The sequence below is a fragment of the Flectobacillus longus genome, assembly GCF_030056705.1.
Taxonomy (GTDB): Bacteria; Bacteroidota; Bacteroidia; order Cytophagales; family Spirosomataceae; genus Flectobacillus; species Flectobacillus longus.
In genome coordinates, this window is the sequence record NZ_JASHIC010000045.1 from 20526 (window position 1) to 43548 (window position 23023).

25 protein-coding genes and 1 tRNA gene are annotated in these 23023 nt (G+C 35.3%); 17 read left to right on the plus strand and 9 right to left on the minus strand.

Annotated features, from left to right (window positions below):
* Window positions 1-153 precede the first annotated feature (153 nt).
* The 8 genes from QM491_RS24480 to QM491_RS24515 all read right to left on the minus strand — a co-directional run bounded on the left by QM491_RS24480 (window position 154) and on the right by QM491_RS24515 (window position 9979).
* Entirely contained in the window at window positions 154-723 is a 570-nt protein-coding gene (locus QM491_RS24480; RefSeq protein ID WP_283330191.1) for a TetR/AcrR family transcriptional regulator, read from the minus strand.
* 142 nt (window positions 724-865) lie between these two features.
* The gene (locus QM491_RS24485) at window positions 866-3925 is read right to left on the minus strand and encodes an efflux RND transporter permease subunit (protein ID WP_283330192.1); all 3060 of its coding nucleotides are present in this window, start codon (window positions 3923-3925) and stop codon (window positions 866-868) included.
* 10 nt (window positions 3926-3935) lie between these two features.
* Window positions 3936-4973, minus strand: a complete 1038-nt coding sequence (locus QM491_RS24490; RefSeq protein ID WP_283330194.1) for an efflux RND transporter periplasmic adaptor subunit — start codon at window positions 4971-4973, stop codon at window positions 3936-3938.
* 21 nt (window positions 4974-4994) lie between these two features.
* Window positions 4995-6380 carry a TolC family protein gene (locus tag QM491_RS24495; RefSeq protein WP_283330195.1) on the minus strand — a complete coding sequence of 462 codons (1386 nt, stop codon included), beginning with the start codon at window positions 6378-6380 and terminating at the stop codon, window positions 4995-4997.
* A 102-nt stretch (window positions 6381-6482) separates the two neighbouring features.
* Entirely contained in the window at window positions 6483-7088 is a 606-nt protein-coding gene (locus tag QM491_RS24500) for a TetR/AcrR family transcriptional regulator (protein WP_283330196.1), read from the minus strand.
* Between the two features lie 245 nt (window positions 7089-7333).
* The gene (locus QM491_RS25585) at window positions 7334-7483 is read right to left on the minus strand and encodes a hypothetical protein (protein WP_374761272.1); all 150 of its coding nucleotides are present in this window, start codon (window positions 7481-7483) and stop codon (window positions 7334-7336) included.
* Between the two features lie 1250 nt (window positions 7484-8733).
* Complete coding sequence (locus QM491_RS24510) at window positions 8734-9267, minus strand: hypothetical protein (RefSeq protein WP_283330198.1); 534 nt, start codon at window positions 9265-9267, stop codon at window positions 8734-8736.
* Between the two features lie 352 nt (window positions 9268-9619).
* On the minus strand, window positions 9620-9979 hold the full coding sequence (locus tag QM491_RS24515; RefSeq protein WP_283330200.1) for a helix-turn-helix domain-containing protein: 360 nt from the start codon (window positions 9977-9979) through the stop codon (window positions 9620-9622).
* Window positions 9980-10646: 667 nt separating this feature from the next.
* On the opposite strand from QM491_RS24515, the gene QM491_RS24520 reads away from it, so the two are divergent.
* The 14 genes from QM491_RS24520 (at window position 10647) to QM491_RS24585 (ending at window position 17769) form a co-directional block, all read left to right on the plus strand.
* A tRNA-Met gene (locus tag QM491_RS24520) sits at window positions 10647-10719 on the plus strand.
* Window positions 10720-10873: 154 nt separating this feature from the next.
* Window positions 10874-11038: a hypothetical protein gene (locus tag QM491_RS24525; protein WP_283330201.1), complete on the plus strand. Its 165-nt coding sequence runs from the start codon at window positions 10874-10876 to the stop codon at window positions 11036-11038.
* A gap of 551 nt (window positions 11039-11589) precedes the next feature.
* Window positions 11590-12912 (plus strand): hypothetical protein, encoded by a 1323-nt coding sequence (locus QM491_RS24530; protein WP_283330202.1) that lies wholly within the window; start codon window positions 11590-11592, stop codon window positions 12910-12912.
* Complete coding sequence (locus QM491_RS24535) at window positions 12900-13175, plus strand: hypothetical protein (protein WP_095160485.1); 276 nt, start codon at window positions 12900-12902, stop codon at window positions 13173-13175. The genes QM491_RS24530 and QM491_RS24535 overlap by 13 nt, the downstream gene beginning before the upstream one ends.
* Before the next feature lie 32 nt (window positions 13176-13207).
* Entirely contained in the window at window positions 13208-13537 is a 330-nt protein-coding gene (locus tag QM491_RS24540) for a helix-turn-helix domain-containing protein (protein WP_283330203.1), read from the plus strand.
* Window positions 13538-13732: 195 nt separating this feature from the next.
* A complete protein-coding gene (locus QM491_RS24545; protein WP_095160482.1) occupies window positions 13733-14113 on the plus strand; it encodes a hypothetical protein in 381 nt (126 codons plus the stop codon).
* 117 nt (window positions 14114-14230) lie between these two features.
* Window positions 14231-14539, plus strand: a complete 309-nt coding sequence (locus tag QM491_RS24550) for a hypothetical protein (protein ID WP_283330204.1) — start codon at window positions 14231-14233, stop codon at window positions 14537-14539.
* A gap of 32 nt (window positions 14540-14571) precedes the next feature.
* On the plus strand, window positions 14572-14757 hold the full coding sequence (locus QM491_RS24555) for a hypothetical protein (protein WP_283330206.1): 186 nt from the start codon (window positions 14572-14574) through the stop codon (window positions 14755-14757).
* A gap of 14 nt (window positions 14758-14771) precedes the next feature.
* Window positions 14772-15221 carry a hypothetical protein gene (locus QM491_RS24560; RefSeq protein ID WP_283330207.1) on the plus strand — a complete coding sequence of 150 codons (450 nt, stop codon included), beginning with the start codon at window positions 14772-14774 and terminating at the stop codon, window positions 15219-15221.
* Window positions 15222-15280: 59 nt separating this feature from the next.
* Entirely contained in the window at window positions 15281-15550 is a 270-nt protein-coding gene (locus QM491_RS24565) for a hypothetical protein (RefSeq protein ID WP_283330208.1), read from the plus strand.
* A 248-nt stretch (window positions 15551-15798) separates the two neighbouring features.
* Window positions 15799-16161, plus strand: a complete 363-nt coding sequence (locus QM491_RS24570) for a hypothetical protein (RefSeq protein ID WP_283330209.1) — start codon at window positions 15799-15801, stop codon at window positions 16159-16161.
* A gap of 127 nt (window positions 16162-16288) precedes the next feature.
* A complete protein-coding gene (locus QM491_RS24575; protein WP_166580202.1) occupies window positions 16289-16489 on the plus strand; it encodes a hypothetical protein in 201 nt (66 codons plus the stop codon).
* Between the two features lie 81 nt (window positions 16490-16570).
* Complete coding sequence (locus tag QM491_RS24580) at window positions 16571-17359, plus strand: Fic family protein (RefSeq protein ID WP_283330211.1); 789 nt, start codon at window positions 16571-16573, stop codon at window positions 17357-17359.
* Window positions 17360-17430: 71 nt separating this feature from the next.
* Window positions 17431-17769, plus strand: a complete 339-nt coding sequence (locus QM491_RS24585; RefSeq protein WP_283330212.1) for a hypothetical protein — start codon at window positions 17431-17433, stop codon at window positions 17767-17769.
* A 473-nt stretch (window positions 17770-18242) separates the two neighbouring features.
* Here QM491_RS24585 and QM491_RS24590 read toward each other — a convergent pair whose 3' ends face one another.
* Window positions 18243-19586 carry a hypothetical protein gene (locus QM491_RS24590; RefSeq protein WP_283330213.1) on the minus strand — a complete coding sequence of 448 codons (1344 nt, stop codon included), beginning with the start codon at window positions 19584-19586 and terminating at the stop codon, window positions 18243-18245.
* A gap of 503 nt (window positions 19587-20089) precedes the next feature.
* Between QM491_RS24590 and QM491_RS24595 the strand changes: the two genes are divergently transcribed.
* Genes QM491_RS24595 through QM491_RS24605 form a run of 3 tightly spaced genes read left to right on the plus strand, consistent with a single transcriptional unit; the run spans window position 20090 to window position 22672 of the window.
* On the plus strand, window positions 20090-20857 hold the full coding sequence (locus QM491_RS24595) for an ABC-three component system protein (RefSeq protein WP_283330214.1): 768 nt from the start codon (window positions 20090-20092) through the stop codon (window positions 20855-20857).
* Window positions 20857-21096, plus strand: coding sequence for an ABC-three component system middle component 7 (locus tag QM491_RS24600; RefSeq protein ID WP_283330215.1), 240 nt, complete (start codon window positions 20857-20859; stop codon window positions 21094-21096). The genes QM491_RS24595 and QM491_RS24600 overlap by 1 nt, the downstream gene beginning before the upstream one ends.
* Window positions 21074-22672 (plus strand): DUF2326 domain-containing protein, encoded by a 1599-nt coding sequence (locus QM491_RS24605; RefSeq protein ID WP_283330217.1) that lies wholly within the window; start codon window positions 21074-21076, stop codon window positions 22670-22672. Before QM491_RS24600 ends, QM491_RS24605 begins: the two co-directional genes overlap by 23 nt.
* Window positions 22673-23023: the final 351 nt, after the last annotated feature.

Here is a 23023-nt window from a genome sequence, read left to right on the forward strand (position 1 = left end):
GAAGTCTATTTTTTAACTCAGTGATGAAAGCAATATGAATTAACCCCTAAGTCGTTTTCCCAGTTTCAATTAGTCTGGTAACGGAGTAATTTAACTGACCAGATATGTCTATTACACTAGCTAAATGATGTCTTCATTATACAACAATCAATACTAAAAAGTTGCAATACATAAATCCCAACTCAGATACATATAATTTAATGTCTGTTGTTCTGATTGAAAAGTATGCCTTAGTCGATTTTTCACATATAAAGAAATCAGTCCATCTAGGAGAAACCATAAATGTAATGATGCTGTATATGTATAATGATTAATAGTCATTTTGGGGGTAACACACGCATTTACAGCATTCTGTATAATAAGAAAAGTTTGATAAAAGTAATCCATATCTTGACTATTGCTAACAGCCTCCATGGGAGAATGCTGTATGAATATCAAATCATATTGCTCAGGATTCTTTACTCCAAAATCAATATATAACCTGCCCAGATTCTTTAATCTCTCGACTGGATTTTCATATACATCAATGGATGTCAAGGTAGTCAACAGCCTTTCAAATACCTCTTTCTGGATAGCGTTAAGAATCGCATCCTTGGTCGGATAATACAGGTAGATTGTCGCAGGGCTATATCCTATCTTTTCAGATATTTTACGGATTGTAGTAAAACCCAAACCTTTCTCTGAGTGTAAATCAATCGCAGCATCAAGGATCAACTTTTTCATCACTATCCGTTCTGTGATTTTTTGTTCTCTTGCGTCCAATATATTATTGTTAAAGTACAGTTGGAAGTAACAGCGCCTACAAAAATTAATATAACAAGATTGCCCTTGCCACACTAATTATAAGTTATTTACTTCTTTTAAGTTAATTATCGTCTTCTGCTTCAATGCTTGGCGGAATCAGTTTATACATCACTGGCGTAACAACCCTCGATAGTATGGTTGAACTGATTAGCCCTCCTATCAACACAATCGCAAGTGGAGCAATTTGCGGATTGGGGTTCATGGCAATAGGTATAAGACCACATATAGCAGTTATTGAAGTAAGCACCACAGGCAGGAATCTGGTTTCCCCAGCAATATGGATTGCCTCATCTATACTTTTACCTTCTTCTCTGAGTTGATTGGTAAAGTCAACAAGTAATAGCGAGTTCTTGACCTGTATACCCGATAGCCCGATGAAACCGATGATAGAAACAAGGGACATTGGATTTCCTGTCATCAGTAAAAATACCACCCCGCCTAAAACACCCAAGGGAATGATGGATAGAACGATAATGATTCCCTTGAAGGTTTTGAACTGTAAAAGCAACACTGCAATAAACAGGAACGTGCTTAAAATAATAACCGACAGAAAATTCCCGCCCAGTGCATCCCCTTCTGATTCAGCCTCACCAGACAATTTGTAATAATAACCCTTTGGCATCTTCAATTTATTAAGCTCGGGTATTACTTCTTTCAAAATATCGTTGGCAAGTACATTGTCCTTCGTCAGCGAAGTAACCTTTGCAAAACGTGACTTATTGAAGTGATTGATGGCAGTTGGTGAGGTTTCAAAGCCGACACTCGCAATCTGCTCTATCTGTACAGGCACTCCTTGAATATTACTTACATAAAGGTTTTTTAGTGCATTTAGATTTGAAAATTTGTTGCGTGGAATCGTAATGACAACATTCCTTGTATCGCCCCTATCATCAATATAATCGCCAACATTTAGTCCAGCAACAGCCATTCTAATCACCTTATCTATATCACTGGTCATCAAGCCTAAGGTTCTTGCTTTTTCTTTATCAATGCTGACTTTTACATCCGTTTTATAGGTATTCAGCTCGTTATTAATAAAGAATGTGCCTGGATGCCTACGTAGTATTTCCTCTACTTTAAAGGTAAGCAAACGTAAGGTATCCTGATTGTCACCAAAGACCCTCACGACGATATTGGCTTCAATTGGGGTGCCTTGGTCAAAATCTTTCACCTCTATCTTGGCATACGGGAAATTACTAAACTTGTTTCTCAGTCTTTTAATAAGCTCAGTCTTAGCATTTGGATTTGTTTCTTCCTCCAACTGAACAAAAATCTGTGCAAAGTCTGGTTTGATGTCTTGTTGGTGCACATTATAATAAATTTGCGGATTACCCTTTCCTACGTTAGAGGTGTAATAAACAATCTCATTATGCTTTTTCAATTCCATTTCGACCAGTTTCGTAGCCTTGTCACTTTCAAGGATATTTGCCTGCAAAGGCATTTTAATATTGATTAGAAACATTGGCTTTTCCGAAGTAGGGAAAAGTTTAAAGCCAGCCAACGGAAACAATAAAAAGGCAAGTACACTCAATGCAAGCGATATACCAATTGTAATTTTTGGCCACTTCAAGGCAATCGGCATAATGCCTTGGTAAGAATATGTTAAAAAGCCCTGTAGTTTTCGTAGAAAGAAATTACCTTCCCCGTGTGTATGAGTTTTCAAAATCTTGCTTCCTATAAAAGGCACTAGTGTAAGTGCTACAATCATTGATGACAATACACTGGTAATGATGGCCATAGGCAGACTTCGGATGAATTCTCCCGCTATATCAGGCAAAAAAGCCAAAGGTAAAAATGCAATGACAAGAGTGGCTGTACAACCAACCACAGCTATCCCAATCTGTTTAGTCCCATTTAAAATGGCATCCTTTCTGGAATGCCCTTCTCTAAGCCACCTTTCTATATTTTCAACAACAACGATGCTATCATCTACTAAAAGACCCAATGCAACCACAAGCCCCACAATACTGAGTTGGTTAAGCGAGTAACCCGAAAAATTCATGGCAATAAGACCAAGAGCCAAAGAAAGTGGGATGGAAATCATTACTATCAAAGAAGGTCTAAAACCCAACGGTAATAGCGTAACAATCACAAGCACTATTGCCAATCCGAAATCAAAACCAAGGTGTCCTAGGCGTTTTGAAACCATGTCTGCTTGGTCGAAATTTTTGACCATTTTGATTTTCTCAGGCAATGTTTCTGAAAACTCTTCCAATACAGGCATATATTCCTTTTTAACTTGGCTGATATCTACATTATTTTTCATAGCCGCCGTCACAAGAATACAACGCTGACCATTAATACGGGTAATGTGGTTAATAGTGCCGTCTTTATAGCTTACCCTAGCGACATCCTTTAGATAAACGATTTTCCCGTTGGCGTTGTAGATGACCGTATTAGCAACATCTTCTGCATTTTTAAACTTCCCACTGGTTTTAACATTAAATACCTTACTGTCCACATGAATACTTCCGCCTGGAATGTCGGCGGCTTCGCTTTGCAAGCTACCAACAACCAGATTCAAGGGTATTTTCAACTGAGCCAGTTTATCTAATTCCAAATCAATACGAATTTCTTGCTCTGGCATCCCAGTGTATTTCACTTCCCTTAGATTGGTAATCTTTTCAAGTCTCGTTTTCAGGATATCGGCATTATCCCTCAATATTTTCGACGAGGCAGTGTTTGATACTAATGCAACCTGAATGATTTTCACATCAGACGAGGCAATTTTTTCGGTCTTAATCAGATAGATTTCCTTTGGAAGCTCGCTATTTTTTAAGGCATTGATTTCAGTGGAAATTTCCTGATACTTATTATCCACATCTACACCATATTTGAACTTGACCTGTATTGCGGCTACCCCGTCTTCCACCGTGGTCAAGATCTTATCGATGTTCTCCAAACTATAAATTCTATTTTCGATGGGCTTTACCACCTGCTCTTCCATATCCTTTGGACTAGTGCCAGGATAAATTACGGTAATTAGATACTGTGGTGGATGTGTAGTCGGGTCTTCAGAGCGTGGCATTGTAAACAGCGTCAGCAGACCGACAACAGCGACCAGAAGAAAAATAATCAGCGTAAACTCATAATTTTTGACAGCAAAACTGGTGATTTTCATTTCTTTGAGATTACTGGATTACTTTAATTATAGATTCTTCGCTCAGATAAGCACTGTTGGAAATAACCACCTGATCGGTTGCTTTCAGCCCATCTTTTAGGTACACAGTTTTATTGTCGAAACTCAAAATTTCAACAGGGACCTTACTTACTTTTCTAGCACCTTTTAAAATAAAGGCATAACCAGTATTTCCATCAACTTCTACCAAAGCATCATAAGGAATGCTTATCACATGTTGTGCTCTCCCTGCTGCGATCTGTGCTTTTCCAAACATACCTACAGCAGGTCTAATATTGTTTAGTTTCAATTTTAGTTCTACCTGAAATGATGCTGCATCTGAGGTTTGAGACTTCCTCAATACATAGGCATCAATCTGTCTATCGGGATAGCCATCTAGCGTTACTGTAGCTTTTTGTCCTACCGAAACAGAAGCCCATTCTCTATCAGTAAGCCCAATGCGTAGCAGATAGCCTTCGTTCTGTTTGGCCTCATTGATAACCAGAACTGGGTAGCCTGCTCCAACCACTTCCCCTTCCGACGCCATCCGCTTGGCTACAAAACCATCAGCAGCAGCATAAATTTTGGAATACTGCTCGTTAAAAGAAACCGATTCCCGTCCTTTTTTCGCAATATCTAACATCGTCTTAGTATTCTGTAATTGCTCTTTGGTATATACACTGTCTCTGTAGAGATTTACCGCTCGGTCATAATCACGCTGAGCCTTTTCCACGCTCAGAGTTGACTGACCTAGACCCGCTGCGATTTCTGTTGCATTCAATACTGCAAGCAATTGTCCTTTTTTGAAAGATTGTCCTTCTTCTACAAGAATTCGGCTAATTACACCACCTATCTTGAAACTATATTTGGCTTCATGTTCTGTGCTCACAAGACCAGTGGCATTGATGTTGCCCGATAAGTCCAAAGAGCTGACGGCAAGCACTTTTACAGCAAGCACATTGCTGTCTTCAAAATGCGTTTTTTCTTTTGGTTTCTCTTTACAGCCAGCAATAATACCCGCTGCTAAAATGAGTAATGGAATTTTTTTCATGTAATAAGCTAATTTAATTTATTAAAATGTGAAGCTTGCATTGGCACGTTCTATCGCAGTCTGGATAATCCACGTATCAAATAGTGCGATGTTGGCATCCAAGCGGGCATTGATAAGTTGATTTTGAGCATCGAGCAGTTCAATGTAAATGACTACGCCTTCTCGGTATAGTTTGAGCTGGTCGTTGTAGTAAGTCTGAGCCGTTTTGAGCTGCGATTGGGCAGATTGATACTGTGCGACAGCACTCTTCATCTGATTTTGGCGTACTCTCAACTCTGTTAATAATTGATGTGATACATAATCCGTTTGGGCTAAAATACTTTTTTGTTCGGCTTCAGCCTTTTTAATCCGATAATTGTTTTTTCCAAAGGAGAAAAGATCCCAGTCAAGCGATAATCCCCAGAAGTAGTAGCGACTTTTTTTGTTAAAGTCTAAGTTGAATGCCTGTGAACCTAGGTCTATAAACGTTCCTATTTTGGGTATGATATAGGATTTGGCAAGTCCAGTCAGGTTAGTATTGATGTCCTCTGCAATTTTTAGTTTAAAAAGTTCTTCTCTGTTTACCACATCACCAGCTAAGAGTAAATCCATTTCAGGTAAACCGCTCATGGAATCAATCTCGATGCTGTCGGTAAGAGGACGATTGAGCAGAAAGTTGAAGTAGTTGCGGGCTGCTTCTTTTGTCTGTCGGGCTGCAATTAACGAAGCATTAATTTTGGACACCTCGTTGGTGCTACGAGTAACACTAGTCCGATTTACTTTTTCATTATCAAACAAAACCTGATTAATTCGTTGCCCTTCCTGCACCAATCCCAACGAGGATTCATAGATCTTTACGGCATTAAGAGCCTTTCCGTACTGGTAATAAGCTGTTTTGATTTCCTTGACCAGTTCTCGCTTGTAAACCAGTACTTCTGCTTTTTGCAAGTCTACCTGCTGGGCTTTGATACGTTTGTTATACTCTAGCTCTGCATTTAAAAGCGGCATCGTAGTCCGAAATTTGGCATCATAAAAATTGTCAGGAAACAATTGGATGCTCTGGTTTTGCAGATTAGGGAAAGCCCCCGTCCCAGTAATCTGATTGAGCGTGGAATAGACGCCATTCAACAGATCTCCAGTAGGAAAATTAATCGTTCGACCGCCACTTGCTTTGGTATAAGTCGTTGAAAAGGATATACTTGGCATAAACATAGTCTTTGCTTCTGCCAGAGCCAGCACATTCCTTTCGAGAATAAAACCCTGTTGTTTGATACTCTGATTTGAAGTAAGCCCTTCTGTAATGTAATTCTGTAGTCGGCTCTGCCCTCTTGAAGGAAAGACCAACATGGCGAGCATCGGAAGCGATAATACAGTCATCCATGCTCTGGATTTTGTCGTAATTTTAATCACTGTAATAAATTTAAACACTGTTCAAATGAAAATTAAAAAAGTAGGACGAATTGACAAGAATGAAGTACATCCTGTTATCATCGTCCTGTGTTAGCTGAACGCTTTTTTACTAAAAAGATACTATTTTTTGTCTATCAACGCAATAAAGGTTTCATATCCATGAATCATCAGTTCTTCGCCTGGTTTTTCAAAAAAACCAGCCATTCGGTCTTTGCAATACAACGAACAGATTCCATGCACGGCAGAAAGCGTCATAAATGTCAAATACTTATTATTCAATCCTTTGAACCAACCTTGCTCCTGACAAAGGTGGATTACACCAGACAAATGTTCGATGGCCTCTTGTGCTATTTGGAAGCCTTCACCTTGTACTTTTCCTGTTTCACTTACTAGAAACATTAGGTTATAATAGTCCGTATGATTTTGTGCAAAACGAATAAAAACCAAGCCTAAGGCTTTGTACCGCTCGAAAGGATTTTCGATGGTATTCACGGCTTTCATCTGGCTTAAAAGCAACCTAAATCCTTCTTTATGTAGCTCATGGAAAATCTCATTCTTGTCTTTAAAATAGAAATAGATTGACCCTGGGCTGTAATTGATTTCGCTGGCAATGTTTCGGATACTGGTCTGCTCATAACCTTTTTCAAGAAATATCTTACGGGCACTATCTAAAATCCGTTTGTGCATTTCTAATTTTTCCTGCTCTTTTCTCTTCGCTATCGACATATCAACTTTATTTGATATGCAAATTTATTAAACAGTGTTCAATAAAAAAAATATTTTGCAATTTATTTTGAACAGTGTTCAAAAACGCCAATAAAATATGCGCTTTGCTCTAAGTTTTTTTGTATCAGAGAATCCCTTCAACGTTTTACAAAGTTATAACGCTATAAAAATAGCTAGTATAGACAACCTGTTTGGACTTATACTTTTTAGTACATTTTAGAATATACAGGATCTATATCATTTGACTATGTTTCACATTCCTTTTTTATTCTATAATCTACTGGACTCATACCATCTAATACAATATGCAGATGGACGAAGTTATAACCCTTCATCCAGAGATCGGTTTGTTGTCGTACTTCCTCCAAAGAATCAAACGCTTTAGCATCTATCACTTGTCTACGGTAAGTTTGATTGAATCGCTCAATGTAGGTGTTGGAAGCTTCCCCAAAACAGATTAGCTTAAATGTTAAATTTCAATAGAATAATTAGCTTTTAATCCAATCTTAAATATAATCTCACACTAGCTTTGCACTACCCCCCCCTCTCTAAAGCCACTATCTTCTTCTCATAAAAAGTATTCCTATCTTAGAAAATGATGAGAGCTTTTTGAGGAATACTATTTGTTAATATCAAGATTAAAGGTAGCTGTACTTTCACAATCAAGTATAGGCCAAATTTCTTTTTTTTAGTGCTTGAAAGGGTTTTAAAATAGAAGTCATCTTGACTTTTGATAGAATTGCATAGAAATAAAAAAGGTTGCTGATATTTGTTTTGCGAACCATACCAAGCAACCTTTTTATGTACTACGTACTTAGCAAAGATATAATAGAATAAGAAATAATCGGTTATTTACCTGAAAGAAAACGAGGCTTTAATCCACAAGTTCCTCTTAGTGAAATAATTAACTGTATTCTCTATAAGTTAAGACTGGTAACCATGTTAAGAGATTCAATGGCATTTATTGCCTGTCGAAAGCTTATTCAGTACTCGTACTCTTCACTACAAAACTATTTTCGGACATTATCGCCGTTGGTGTAAGGAAGGTATTTGAAAAAAGTGTTGGATAGTACTTTTGAAAAAATACAAGTCTTCATTCGACCTTTCAAGGATAAATTTAGAAGGAAGTCATTCGTCATGTATTCTAGGTAGCGAAGAAGTTGCTTATCAAGGCAGAAAGAAGAGAAAAACCACCAATGCTCTTTACTTGACTGATAAACAAGGACTTGTATTGACTATATCAACACCAGTTACAGGTAATCATAATGATTTATTTAACATTGAGCAGACTTTGAAGAACTTACTACCATGTTAGAGGAAGCTACTATCTCTGTTGATGGACTATTTATGAATACAGACACAGGACTGTTCGCCGCTGCGATTTGATACAGAGCATTTACATCAACTATGTCATCTAAAACAAATTATCGCCAACATTGCTCCAAACAAAAGGAACACCACTGACGATGATTGGTCTCATATCATGGACGAAGAACTATACAAAGAAAAATACTCTATTAAAAGAACTAACGCACGAATAGATAGTTACAGGTCTTTGTTAAATCGATTCGATACAACACTTTCAAGTTGGATAGGATTTCACTTTATAGCATTTATTATCATCGCAATGAAGAATATTAAAAAGTCAAGATGACCTCATAAAGTACAACTCATCCATCACGGACAAATTAAAATCAACAGCAGCCTTGGACATACGATTTGTTTCCTTCAAGAACTTCAAAACATTTTTCCCGTACTTAAGATCATTCTCCAGAGTTTCGTCGTCAAGTTGTCCAGCTTCGTTGAGTTCTTGACGCAAAGTGTTGTAGAACCTAATGGCATCAGGCATTGTGAAAACATCTTGAGTTTTTTTTCTGGAAGCCTTGTCATTACGGTGTAATTCAATCATTTTTGAAGGGTGAATGAACTCGTTTGGATTTTCGGCTTCAAGTGTAGTAAGAATCATACGCATTCGTTGCTCAAAATTGTGCAGAGCTTTTTCTTTTTGCGCACTGCCTTTTCCTTCAAAACATTTGCGATCATGATTCCAATTCCTTTTTTCGCAATCAATCCCGGTACTGAATGGTTTGGACTCAACACCATCAATTTTGATTACCGCTTGTAGATTTCCCAATTCTGGATTCTTTGTAGACTTACGAAACCAGTAGTTAATTTGCATGTAGTTAACTTGCTTTAGGAGCGTTTTTTTGTCATTTGTGTAGGTTTTAAATGTAGTTTAACCGTCAAAACAAACAAAAAACGTTCGGTTGGAAAAGTGATGTAAGTAGAGAATTACCCGTGTAAGTAATTTTGTAAGTGCGAGGAAAAAACGTGTTTAGGCTTGATTTAGGCGTATTTTGCTGATAATAAACGATATAAAACAAAAAAGGCAACACGTAAAGTATTGCCTTTTTATCACTGTAAATCAAATAATGTGGACCAGCATGGACTACAAGTTCACTGGAAATGAGGATGTTACATCGGCAAAATGCAACTATGTAAGTAAACACGTAAATGAAAAGCCAAAAAAATTAGGCCGCTAATACGCCCCCACATTTACTTACACTATGAAAATTTATACCGTTTTGTTTAAGTAGTTCTTCGGCTTTATAAGCTCTCAGCCTCCAGTTTGCAATTTCATCATTCATATCTGTTACCATCCTTTTCCAAAAACTATCTGGTCTATTTTGAATATCAATATCCAAGAAATAAGACATTGGTAATTCTAATATTTTACAGATTTGTTCAAGTGTCTCTATCTTCATAGAATTATTGTCGATCATCTTTCGTAACCCATTTTGTGTTATGCCCAATTTATTACATAAATCACCTTGAGTCATGTGCTTCTCTTTAAGAGCATTCTTTAGCTTAAGATTTATATTATCCATCATGAAATCTATTTTTCAAACTTTTATTTAACTTTGAGTACCACTAAAATTTAAAATCAACTATTTTTCAAAATTTTGTTAGTAAAATTTGTTAATTACGAAAAAACGTTAGAAATTTGAATTGTTATACACGAACGTACTACGAACTATTTACGAAAATTACACGAAATCTCTAAAAAAATCAAATTATAGTTCGAATATTTGAATTTATAAATAAATGGTCATAATGAAGGAGTTAGAACAAATACGAAATGCCTATTTCTTGAAAGCAAGAAAAGACCGAAAAACAATTCGAGACTTGATGATTAGTACTTTTGGGTATGGAAATCGACAAGTACATCACAAGCTGCATGGTCGATGTATTTTAACTGATAGTGAGAAAGAATTTTTATTTGTACAACTAAAGTTGGAAAATCAAACAAAATAGTCAAATAAAACCTTGTATGAATAGCTCTATTTCCTAAATAATGTCAAATCGAAATAAAGTTACATTCATTTTACTTTAAGACAACTGTATATTTTCATACCCTCATTTAAGTCTAATAAAAATCACTAAGTTGAGTTTGACGATATATTGTTCTCACATATTATAAATTGATACTATTCCAACCAATCACGATTGTACTATCTTTTGCATTTATTAAGAGTCTATTCATTACATAAACAACACCGCAAAGTAGAGCAGAAGGTAGCTCGTGAGGCTCATATCCTCAAGGTCGCAGGTTCGAGTCCTGCCTTTGCTTCTAAACCTTAACATCTTACAGTATGATACCAATACTTTTAGTTCCAGTGTTACTATTTTTCGGAATTCTTGAGTTTTTGTTGTGTACTGTAGACTGGCTTAAGGAACAATTCTCAAAATAGTTTTATCATTCTCACTTTTATCCTTTTACAAACATGAGTACTGTTGAAGTTGAAAACCTCGTTGATTTCTTTGTTAGCGCTATGGCTATGGGCTTTGCCTTTTTTTGTGCCAACTTTGCCTACAGCTTTATTGCTGGAACAAGTTTGGAGGACAAATTAAAAGACTTCGTAGGAGGCGATTTAGAGGATGATCATTAGTATTTTATCGCATTGGAGTGCAGTTTTTTTGAAAGTATTCGTGCCATCATTTATCGTTTTCTTTGCGGTGAGGCACTTTATCGAGAAAAACAAAAGAGACGGGTTTAAATAAGAAAGAGGCTTCATAAATCCATTTGTTTGGATTTATGAATTGAGTGATTAGCTAGACTCCCACATCATTCTGTGGGAGGTTCTTTCTCTGAAGACAATAGGTGTAGATATAGATTTTAAAGACTACCACACTTTGTGTGGTAGCTTCTTTCTTCACTATGAAAATTATTTTGATTATAGTCATTGCCCTTGTGGTTATTCTACCGTTCAGGAGAAAAGACCGAAACGTATAGTTAAATAAGTTATGCCCTTTCACGGTGTCAGAATGTCCATTTAGGTGCGTTCTGTAGGGTTCGAACCCCTGATTGGCAACAAAAGCAAATTGAAGTATCTGCTACAGAAAGTAGTGTGACGACCAAACCTGTGGCGATACTTTGCCCATTTCTCAGAATATGAATCTATTTTCACCTAAATCGTCGATTGACACAGACTTCGTAAGGATGCCTAAGACGCTCGAGCAGACAAGCTCAAGCGTGTATAAGCGATACCATGCGCTTGCACAGGAGTTTAATGCCCTACAATATCTAGGTTTGTCAGCGAAGCTTCGCACTCCACACCAGAAAGTGATGGAGGCGATTCTCTATAAGTATTTGCCCATGTTCCGCAAGCTGGTCAATTCATCGACATGGGTTGATAGTCAGAGTATTCCATCCATTAATATTACCCGTAGAGAGCTGGCTAGACTCATTTCATGTGAGACTAGAAACATCTACAATATCCTTGCTAGGCTGTCAAATGCCCGTTTTATTGACATTATAGACAACAATTCGACAGGGGGATACACAATCATTCCAAACCTTTATATCGCCTTTGGTGATGTCAATTTGAAGCCTCAGTTGAAGGCTTTAACAGTCCTACCCAAGGACATCCTAATTACTCAGACGTGGCAAACTTTTCCGATATTAAAAGACAGGATAAATTTAAACAATACATATATAGCAGTAGATGTTGAATCTACCCAAGAAAATTACGGGGAAAGACACAGGGAAATTGACAGGGAAAAAAAGCAAATTGAGCCCTTTGACCTTTCTTTCCAAAAAAATAACCTTGAAAGTTCCACAGATGACAAGGAAAATGAAACCAGTGGCGCCGCCGACACCGATGATGTGGACAACTACTCTAGCGGTAGAGCAGAATACTTCCGCAATCGCCACCTTGGTGGGTTTAAGTCCCCCCTACCCAACAAAACCACCAAACCAGTTCAAGAAAAGCCGATTCAGCCACATGAAAAGGCTCAATTAATCACAGAATTCTGGAACTATGCCAAAAAGAACCTCTATCCTAAACAGAAGTTTAACGGTGAAACTGAGGTGAAAATCAAGAGATTGATTGGTAGTGATGTATTTGGGCACTTTAACGGAACTGAGAGCTATATCCACTGGAAAACGTTCTGTATGACCAAGATAGCTGAGGTAGATTTAGTGAAAAAGCACAATGAAAAGTACGACCGTGAGGCATACTGGCCACTTAACTACTTCTCGAAGAAGTATCGTGATAGAGGTGGGTTCCTAATCGCCCATGTATGGCTCAAACGTGAGCAAAAGAAATTCATAGAGGTAAGATTTGAGGACGAATTGGAAAAAGCGAAGAATTCATTAGCATTTGGTATCATACCACGTGGTCAAAAAGGTAAAATACTTTCAATTAGCGAGTTATCTCTTTACTGGGCTAAGAGAATATCAAAAAGAACTAGCCCAGAAACACTAGAAAAATATTACTCATTCATATCCAATACCAACTTATCATCACAATGGACGAATTAATCAGAACTGCCGAATGGCATATCAAGTACAGAATGCCGTCGGGGACAAACATTGCGCTCACTAGCAAAGGAACGCCAATTCAAGTTTATCAAAATAAGTATCTCAACAAGCGCATCGAAAGCGCTGAGAATATGATAAAAAAGTTTCGTGGCTTTGACCTTGCGATTATCTACGCTAAAGAGCCTAAAACGGGTAAAGATTTGGGCGAAATTGCACGATTCGACAACGAAACAAAAAGATTAGTCTTTTCAACACCACTCTAAAAAACGGGTCACAACACTTTATATCGGGTCACATGAAGGCTTTTGAAAATCCTACAACAATTCCACTCCAGATTAAGCGAAAATACAAAGAAATGCCTCTTTCTGAGCGAAGAAAGCTCTACAGCATCATCAGAGAGGAGCTTGGATACGGAGAGAATACAGATAATTCGAATATCCGAAAAATGCTCAGGGGACAAAGGAATGTCACTCCGCAAATTGTAAAGAGACTTTCAGATTTCTTAGGTATCTCCAGACAACAGTTTCAGGGAAATATTCAGATGGACATCATGGATATTGTAGGAACGATTAAACCCAATGTACCCCAATCTACACATGAACTACATCATCATCACAAAAGCTAAAGGAATCACTTTTATCAGGCTAAGAGACCATTGGGAGCAACAAGCTAATGTCGATTTCTCAAACCAAAGTAACATTATCAGTTTTTCAAGCAGACTGAGTGCCCAAAATTACTCGAGCTTTCTAAAGGACTCAGAAAGTGACTGCAAGAACAAAATCATTCAGCCAGCAACGTTAACCACCGACCATCAAGGACAATGGATAATTTCAGTCATTTGACGAATAGCCAAGTTATCAAACTACGTGAGGATATTATCTACACTTACGGAAAATACCTTGGATGTATTAACAATACAGAGAAATCTAAATATTCTATTCGGCTACAGTTTCTTTGCTTGGATTTAGGTGTTGACTTTTTCTACCTAATTGACAATGGCATCGTAAAATATCTGGCAGAGGAAGAACAAGAGGACATTGACGAAGGAGATAACTCAATCGACTTAGAATCAAATCTTACACCAATAGGACAATGTCACTTCTGCGGTGAAAACTTAAAAGACAAAAGAAAAGGAAGCCTATTTTGCAACTCAAAACATCGTGCTTCCTATCATAATAACCAGAAAAAAACCGTCCGCTAGTTGCTACCAATTTAAACCAGGAAAACTATCATTTTTTTCTTCTGTAGATCTTATTTGGTAGCAAAAGTATTGTAACATCACTCAACAGCAATTCATAAATCAAATATTGGTAGCAAAATGGAACTCAAAATCATTAACCTCCGAGATTTGAACAGTCGAGAAAATCAGGATATAGTTGAAATCATCAATGAGGTCATGAACGAGAGGTTTAACCACTCAGCAAATAAAGCAGTTCAGCATATCATTCGAACCTTCAAAAGGCAAGAGTCCGAAATCAACAAGCTAAGAACTGAGCTTCAGAAGCTCAAAAAAGAAAACGATCTAGACAAAAAAGAACTAGCTGAAACCATACATGAACTCCTACAGGGAATCGATGGTTTCAACAAATTTCTAACAGTTGTAAATAAGTTGACACCAAAGAAGTAGTAATAACCAATCACATTCAATTCAAAAATATCATGAACGCAGTAAGATTTAGAGTACTAGCCATTGAAGGCAAAAGAAGTACAAATTCAGACATTCAGGTTGGTGGAACTTACGTGGGCGAAGCTAATGACCTACGAAATAGAGTGTACTACACCGATGAGGCGGGTGACGATTGGATATTCTATGTAGACGACACTTGCGAAATCATTGACCTATGAAACGAGTAGGCATAATGATAAACTTTCATGAGTATAATGCCCTCAGGGCTTATACTCATCGTGAAAAGAGAATGACAGAGGCTTATTATAAAAAGCAGAATTCAACATCATTCTGGATACTTGACCCAAGCCTGATTGTTGCCTCTCTCTTCCATTCACATTTTGAGTATGAATACAAAGAACCTGACTACGGCGCCAGTATCATGAAATTTCAAATCCATGAAGCGATGGCTCTCTCAAATGCTCTTTCCGCAAAACGAGAATCAATATACCAAGATTTATATGCTCGTTTAAGCACTGAAATAGCCAAATGGAAACCCTCTTTGAGTGCTTTGACTTTCGAACAATGGTATCACAAATCTGGCTATCAACGAATATTTGGAGAATTTGAGGAACTAGACGAACTACTAGTCGAAATGTTACAACAAACCTTTAACGACGATAATTTTAAGGACGATTTATAATCTAAACACCCTGTAGAACTCAGCCGCTCTACAGGGCTAACCAATGGTTGATAATAAAAATGGCAATACACAGAAAAGTTAGACAGCACTCACAGACATACCTTTGGGCGTATGTCGAGTGGTCAGACGAAAAACAAGATGTGTTTACACTTCTTGGTGGGCAACAATTCCTAAAAAAAGAAGAAGCCGAGGATTATTCAAAAGGCTTTGCAGAGGGAAGCTACGAATGGATAGAACCAACCGAGTTAAAAATTAAGCGACTCAGTCTTGAGAAAGAAAAACTTCAGAAAAGACTTAATGAAATTGATTGGGAACTTAAGTTGCTTTGAATAAACAAGGATACCACTACACTATAAAATCTTAAAAATGGCAATTTTAATTTACTTAATGACTTTTGTAGGGGTATTCCTATCAATTTCAATATTCTTCATTTTAACTTTCTTTGTTCAAACTGATGTGTCAGTTTTTTGTTCTTGTATTTTTTTCATAACAATCAATGTTTTAGAATTTAGATATTATGCCAAAAATCAAGTAGAATATAGAAGAGCAGACAAGAAAAAAACACAAGCAAAATAGAATGACAAATAAGCAATCGTACCAAAGTACAGGCAAGTTGTTGCTCAGGGTAATATTATCTCCATTCATTTTTCTGTATGGTTGTATTTTACTTATTGCCTTTACATTTTTCCCATTGCCTATGCTGGTGCTTTTAAGCATGATAGGTATAGTTTGTGAGCCATTCATTTGGATTTTACGAGTGTCTGGTGTGGAAGTCGAAAGTATAGAACCATTTTTCGACTATCCAAATCAAAGTAAAATGATAGGACACTTTATTGGACTGACTATTTATATCTGGTCTCCATTCTTTATAGCATACTGGTTCATCAAGTATGCCGTAGTCTACGATACAAATATTCCAATCCGTAAGCATTTTCGGTAGCAATAGTACCAAGCAAGTATCTACTTTAGACAATTTTACTTCATTCTTGCTACCAATTTCAAACGGATCAGCTCTGCGGGCACAACGTAGAGCTCTGAAAATTGGTAGCAACTTAATTCACCTGTAGATGGCGAAACTCACCAAAGTTGAAAAGTTAATGTTTTTGAAAATCTTTGAAAAATGTACATTTAAAATTCAATACGGGCTTGAAGATACGATTGCTGGTTCTGATAATGTCCCCGAGGAACTGCCTTACATCGAAGAAGACATGGAAATGCTATCACATATTAAAATACTCAATAACTGGATTTTGGAACATTGTAGGTAACAATCAAATACAGAGGCTATTTTTCTATTCAACAAATCAATAATTTTTCTCTTTAAAGTCAACAATAGGTATATTTGTACTATGGGAAAAAACCTAAAAATAATATCATCTGAGTACTTAGAAGAATACTCTTCTCATTCCAATTTGGACTGGTTGAGTGTTTCTGATAAGCTAAAATCAAAGTCTAATTTCACGACAGAAGACTTTGAATATTATATTATTGCATCCTCTCTCTATTCTTCAAAAATAGAGGGGAATACCCTTGATGCTAACAGTTTCTTTAGAAATAGAGATAGTAAAGTCTCTCCTAATAAAAAGGAGGTACAAGAAATTGAGAACTTGGTAAAAGCCTATAAATTCTGCTCTGAGAACATACTCAATAAGGCTAATTTTTTGAAGGCACATGAGATTCTTTCAAAAACGTTACTCACCGCAAATATGAGGGGTAAAATCAGGAAAGAGCAAGTTGGAATTAGAGACTCAGCAACCCTAAGACCTGTATATTTGGCTGTAGAACCTCAATTTGTGAATCAAGAAATGACCAAGTTATTTTCAGACATCACAGAGCTTCTAAAGAAAAAGCTGACTCATAAAGAAATATTCTATTATGCATCTATGATTCACCTTTGGGTGGCACTAATTCACCCCTTTATGGACGGTAACGGTAGGTCTGCAAGGTTACTAGAAAAGTGGTTTTTAGTTTCAAAACTAGGTATGTCTGCATGGTCTATCAACTCTGAGAAATACTATTTTGACAATAGACCTGAATACTATAAAACTATTGCATTAGGATTCAACTACTATGCACTTCATTGGGAAAGATGCGTGCCATTTTTGTTAATGCTTCCAGAGTCCCTAAGAGCTATTTAAAGTTAAGAAACTGTTTCTACGACTAATAGAGACAAGCTAGCTTTTATTTTTAATTATTTACACTCTATAGGATGGAAGACAAATATCATTACAGACTGACAGCTCTACAAAAAAATGAAATTGCTCGAAATTTAATTGACATTTTAGAATCAGATGTTCAAATAACTGAAGAAACTAGAAAATTCATTGGAGATTGGATTCTAACTGGGCCAGAAGAAAAAAGAAAGGTATTTTTTGATGTATGGGACATTGTTTTAAAAAATTATTTACCCAAATCAAGACCTGTTCTATTTTGCTCATGTAGCAGAATTAGTAAAAATGGAAAAATAGCAAGCTTCACAGGAAGATTAGAATGTGCAAGAAGGTTTAGTGATGGTAAAGGTTCTCTAATAATTTGTGATACCAAATAAATTCTTGCATTTGAAGATAAATTATATAATTCTGGGGAATATAATAATTCATTTTATCCTTTGGTTGATGTTCTAGTCAAAGCAGAAAAATTAGGTGGATAGAAGTTTTCCAAAATAATCTTTGACTATATTGGAGAAGATGAGCATATAATGCGGGTTAATTTGAGCCGCATGGATATTTTTAAATGGAATAAAAGTAAGATCGAACGACCAGACCAATTACTCATATTACAATAGCATTTGTGGTGAGTAAATGTCTACGTAAGAAAGGTATTTTAAATTTAAGGTTTACCCAACCTACAACTGTTTGGGTAAACCTTAAATTTTGATATTCTCTAATCACGAAGGTTTCTTTACTATGTTGATTCATTTATAAAGTATATCCATGTGGACAAAAAATTAAAAATATCTTTGAACTTTGAGAGCAATATATGTTGCCAATAATTGAAGTTGTCTTAAAAAAGATAAGTCGGTTAATTATTTTTTTCTGGTTTTCCTTTATATCCTCTTTGAATTATGTCATCTTCTGTGTTGAGTTGTCTATCTTCCCCTGCAAATGTTAATATATACGAGTCTGTTGATTCTTTCTTATATACGATTAATGCACCAATTTTATTTATTGCAGAAATTGCCTTTTGGCTTTTAAGTTGTGTTAAATCAGAAGGATAGGTTCCATTTTCTACATAGTATCTATCTAGTGAACCACCTATAATACCCATATTTCGTCCATCGTCTTTTCCGAGATCATATTCAGTGACCAGTGCTTTGATGGTGTTATCTAGCGCTATTTGATCAACCTTTTTAGACGTCAAAAAGCTTTTAATATAAATGTTTTCGATATCTGCACTAAATAAATTTTCAACTTTTCTGACAAAACCAATACTCATTGAAGTAGTAATGGCAGAAATTTGATCATCAGTTAATAATTTAAATTTAGCTTTTAAATCAGACTTCAAATTAGATTCAACTAATCTAGATTTATTGATTTTTCCATTCAATTTAAATACTACTAGTCCAGTAGTTGCAACTCTTTTTCCTCCTTCTGCTCCATAGAACCTCAATCCTATAGAAAAATCATCGTTCCCTAATCTATCTTTTGATAACCCATTCAATGAATTTTTTAGTCTTGTCATGTAATTATCTTCAAACTCAGCAATGATCATCACTCCAGAATATTCAGTTTGAGACGTCACAATGCTACTCAAATGATTTATCAATGATGCACTTGCCTCAATATTATTAGCTTTTAATTCTGACTTAATATCAGCAGTGAGATTTGCATTAATCTTTCTTTTAATATTTTGCTTCAAGGTGTAAGGCGCATATACAAATTGAAACCTCTCTTTTTGAATTACTTTGCCAATTTGAATAAATTCATTTTTAAATAATAATAATTTTCGGTCTTTAAAATCTGTAGTTTTTTCCCAAGATTGACAGAAACTAATAAAGTCACTTCGTTTATTTATTGTGCTATCTCCTTTAAGCTTAGGAATTGCAAATTCCTCATAGAATCTCATATTTATTTCATCTAATAATGGATAATTTCCTTTGTCCACTAAATTGAAAAGGCTATTTGGATCTAAATCATCGTATTCTTCACGATAACTTCCGATCGTTTTTAAATAATAGTCCTCATTCCTTACCAAAACCTTAGGGAGATCTTTTGACCACTTCTGAGTAGAAAGATTTGTGGTACCTATGATATCTTTCACCTTCAACGTTGTATTAAAAACTGTAATCTTTCCTTGAGAGACTTGAGCGAATGAATTCAAAGAAATGACAAGAAAAAAAATGGATATTACTGTTACAATCTTCATATTCTTAGTCTGGGGTTTTATGTATTGTTATTCTAATTTTTTCTCAGGTAGGTATAAAAGATATTCAATCTTGACTTTGCTATTTATAAATAGATTTGAATATATTCACAAATGTCGTAGAAATTTTATTTTACGGTTATTTTAGATAAGCCAATACATTTAGATATCCCTATGTAAGGTTCCCTCAAAATACTATGATTTAAAAGTTAAATACTCTCTCTAATCTCAACATTTAACCAGCATTTTTTGGAGAAAATATCAACCTTTATTTATTCATCTAACTAACCCCTCTTAGGAATACTCCAATTAATTTCTATAAGGAATCTATTATTTATAAATATGTGGTAAGTAGTTATATTGACTTTTGTTAAAAAACAATTACTTCTTACAGAATTTTCATTTTTACAAAAAATAGATTGGATAGACAAAATAAAATTCAATTATATTGCAATTATATAATAGTTACCAGCAAGGCTTAGACGACAGACACCAAATAAGAAATTATGAGTAAAGAAAGAGAAGCATTTACCGAAAACGACAAACTAGTTCTATTTACTGAAGTAGATGGAATGTGTCCGTTATGCCCAAATGCTTTGATGTATGAGAAAAAAAAACAAAATAGGAAGAACTTCGAGATAGCACATATCTACCCATTAAACCCTAAAAAAGAAGAACTAGAATTACTAAAAGACGAAGAAAAATTAAGTACTGACCCTAATGATTTAGAAAATTTAATTTGCCTATGCGTTTCCTGTCATACCAAGTTTGATAAACCACGAACTATAGAAGAATATAAAGAACTAGTAGCAATAAAGAAAACATTATTACGAGAGTCAAAAGACAGATTACTTTGGAATGATACAAAAATTGAGTCTGAAATTGTAGAAATAATCAAATTACTATCCGAAGAAGACGTTGACTTAACTAAAGAAGATATTTTGGCTTATGACCCGAAAGAGATTGACAGAAAGGTTAATAACACAATAACACCTTTAACAAAAAGAAAAATCAAACGAAATGTTCAAGATTACTTCAATATCGTAAAAACCAAGTTTGTTGAATTAGATAAAATTACCCCACTAACCACAGAGACAATATCGTCCCAAATCAAAACTCATTATCTATTGCTTTGTAAAGAACATAAAGATATAAACCAAAAAGTAATTTTTGATTCAATGGTTAATTGGTTGTCAAAAAGAGCTAATCAATCAAGTGACGAAGCTTCTGAAATATTGATTTCTTATTTTGTTCAAAATTGTGAAGTATTCTAATGATTTATCCAAATAAACATATATCAGTTGAAGATTCTATCATTTACAAAATGTTAGCAATTTTGGAAGCAAAGGAAGGTTATGAAATGAATATCCACGATTTGTTTTCTAAGACTAAGAAAAAATTTAATAACGCTGACGAATTCATTTTGTCATTAGACGTTTTGTACGTACTGGATATGATTGAAGTTGACTTTGAAACAGAAATAATACGCTATGTTAAAAGAGATAAACTGTAACAAATTCATTAAAAGCCCATTGGTTTTTCAAGACGGTTTAAACGCTGTTTTGGGTGACAACTTTTCAACCAATTCAATAGGAAAATCAACCTTGTTAATGATTATTGACTTCATTTTTGGTGGCAACTCATTTATTGAGAATAATTCTGGGTCAATAAAGGAATTAGGTCATTTAACTTTTAATTTCAAGTTTGAGTTCAATTCCAAATCATACTATTTTTCTCGTTCAACAGAATCAAGTGAGATAGTTGGTATTTGCGACCAAGACTATAACTTTATAAACGAATTATCAACAGATACTTATACCGCAAATCTGAAATTATTGTATAACGTGAACTTTGAATCTTCCTTCAGGGCAGCTGTCAATCCATATTCAAGGATTTGGAAAAAAGACAATTACAACGTAGATAAACCAATTATAAACTTTAGCAAAGAAGCAGAAGCTATTTCGGTTGAGAATCTTATAAAATTATTTGGCTTACATAGTGTGATTTCTCAAACTGCAAATCAAATTAAAGATCAAGAAGAATCAAAAAAAATTTTGGCTGGTATGGTTAGGAAGAACTTTGCACCAAAATTGACTAAAACAGAATTTCAAAAGAACGAAAATGAGATAGAGCGGTTGAATAATGAAATTGCTGATATTCAAAATAATCTATTAAAATTCACTTTAAATATTGAAGAACTATCAAATAAAGAGTTGATTGAACTTAAAACCCAAAAACAAAAACTACTTGAAGCCCAAGCAAAGGTTCAAAATAAAATAAGACGCTTAGAATTGAACATCGGCAGCACAAGTGTTAAGAACAAATATTTCAATCGGTTATCGGAATTCTTTGAGAACCCTAACGAGAAAAAAATTCAAGAAATTGAATCTTTTCACAGTAGTATATCAAAAATACTGAAAAGAGAACTTGAAGCAACAAAGACATTGTTGGAAAGGGAGAATAATGAGTTTAAAGTACAAACCTTATTAATTGACAAAAAAATAGAAGGCCTATTGTCAAATGTAGAAAGTCCTAAATTCATTGTTGAGAAAATATACGACTTGACCATTCAGGTCAATAGGCTTAAAGAATCAAATAAATTCTATCAGCAGAGAGAAGATGTAATTCAAGAAGTGAAAACTTTAAATTTTTCACTTGACGAAACAATCAAGAATATTCTTAAGGACATTGAGACTAAAATTAACTCAGAACTAGTTAGAATAAATAAGGAAATCCATAGTGAAAAGAAAAAGATTCCGAGAATTTCACTTAGCCGAAAAGCATTTAAATATGATCATTCTTCCAATACAGGAACGGGCAAATCCTATGCAGACTTAATTGAATTCGACTTAGCAATTTTTAAATTGACTAACCTTCCCTTTCTGATTCACGATTCAGTTTTATTCAAGAATGTAGAAGATATGGCAGTCGATAAAATAATTTCACAATACACACAGTTCAAAAAACAAATTTTCATTTCTCTTGACGGTATAAATAGATACACTTCCGAATCACAAGACATTTTAAATGAAAAGTGTGTGCTACAACTTTCAGAAACTAAAAAACTATTCAATCGTGACTGGAGATAAGAAAAAAGACCTGCTGGTAGCAGCCTTAGATATTGGTACAACTTATTTCCCCTAAAAATCCTCTTACCGAATAAACACCTAGACCTCTTTTAAAGCGATTTAAAGGAGGTCTGTTTTTTAGTTGATAGAGAACACACCCAAACTTGAAGCGCTTAAAATCGAGTTATTAATGACTACTGATACACTTTTGAGAGAGGCATAAATTTCCCTTTTGGGAAGGGCAATATGTAAGTGTAAGCTTCCCCAAAAATAGTACGGATTAAAAGTTTAAAAAGTGTGATATTTTTTAACTTTAGGTAAGTATTATGAAAAGGAGCAAATTTAGTCCGACCGAAATTGCCAAGATTCTTA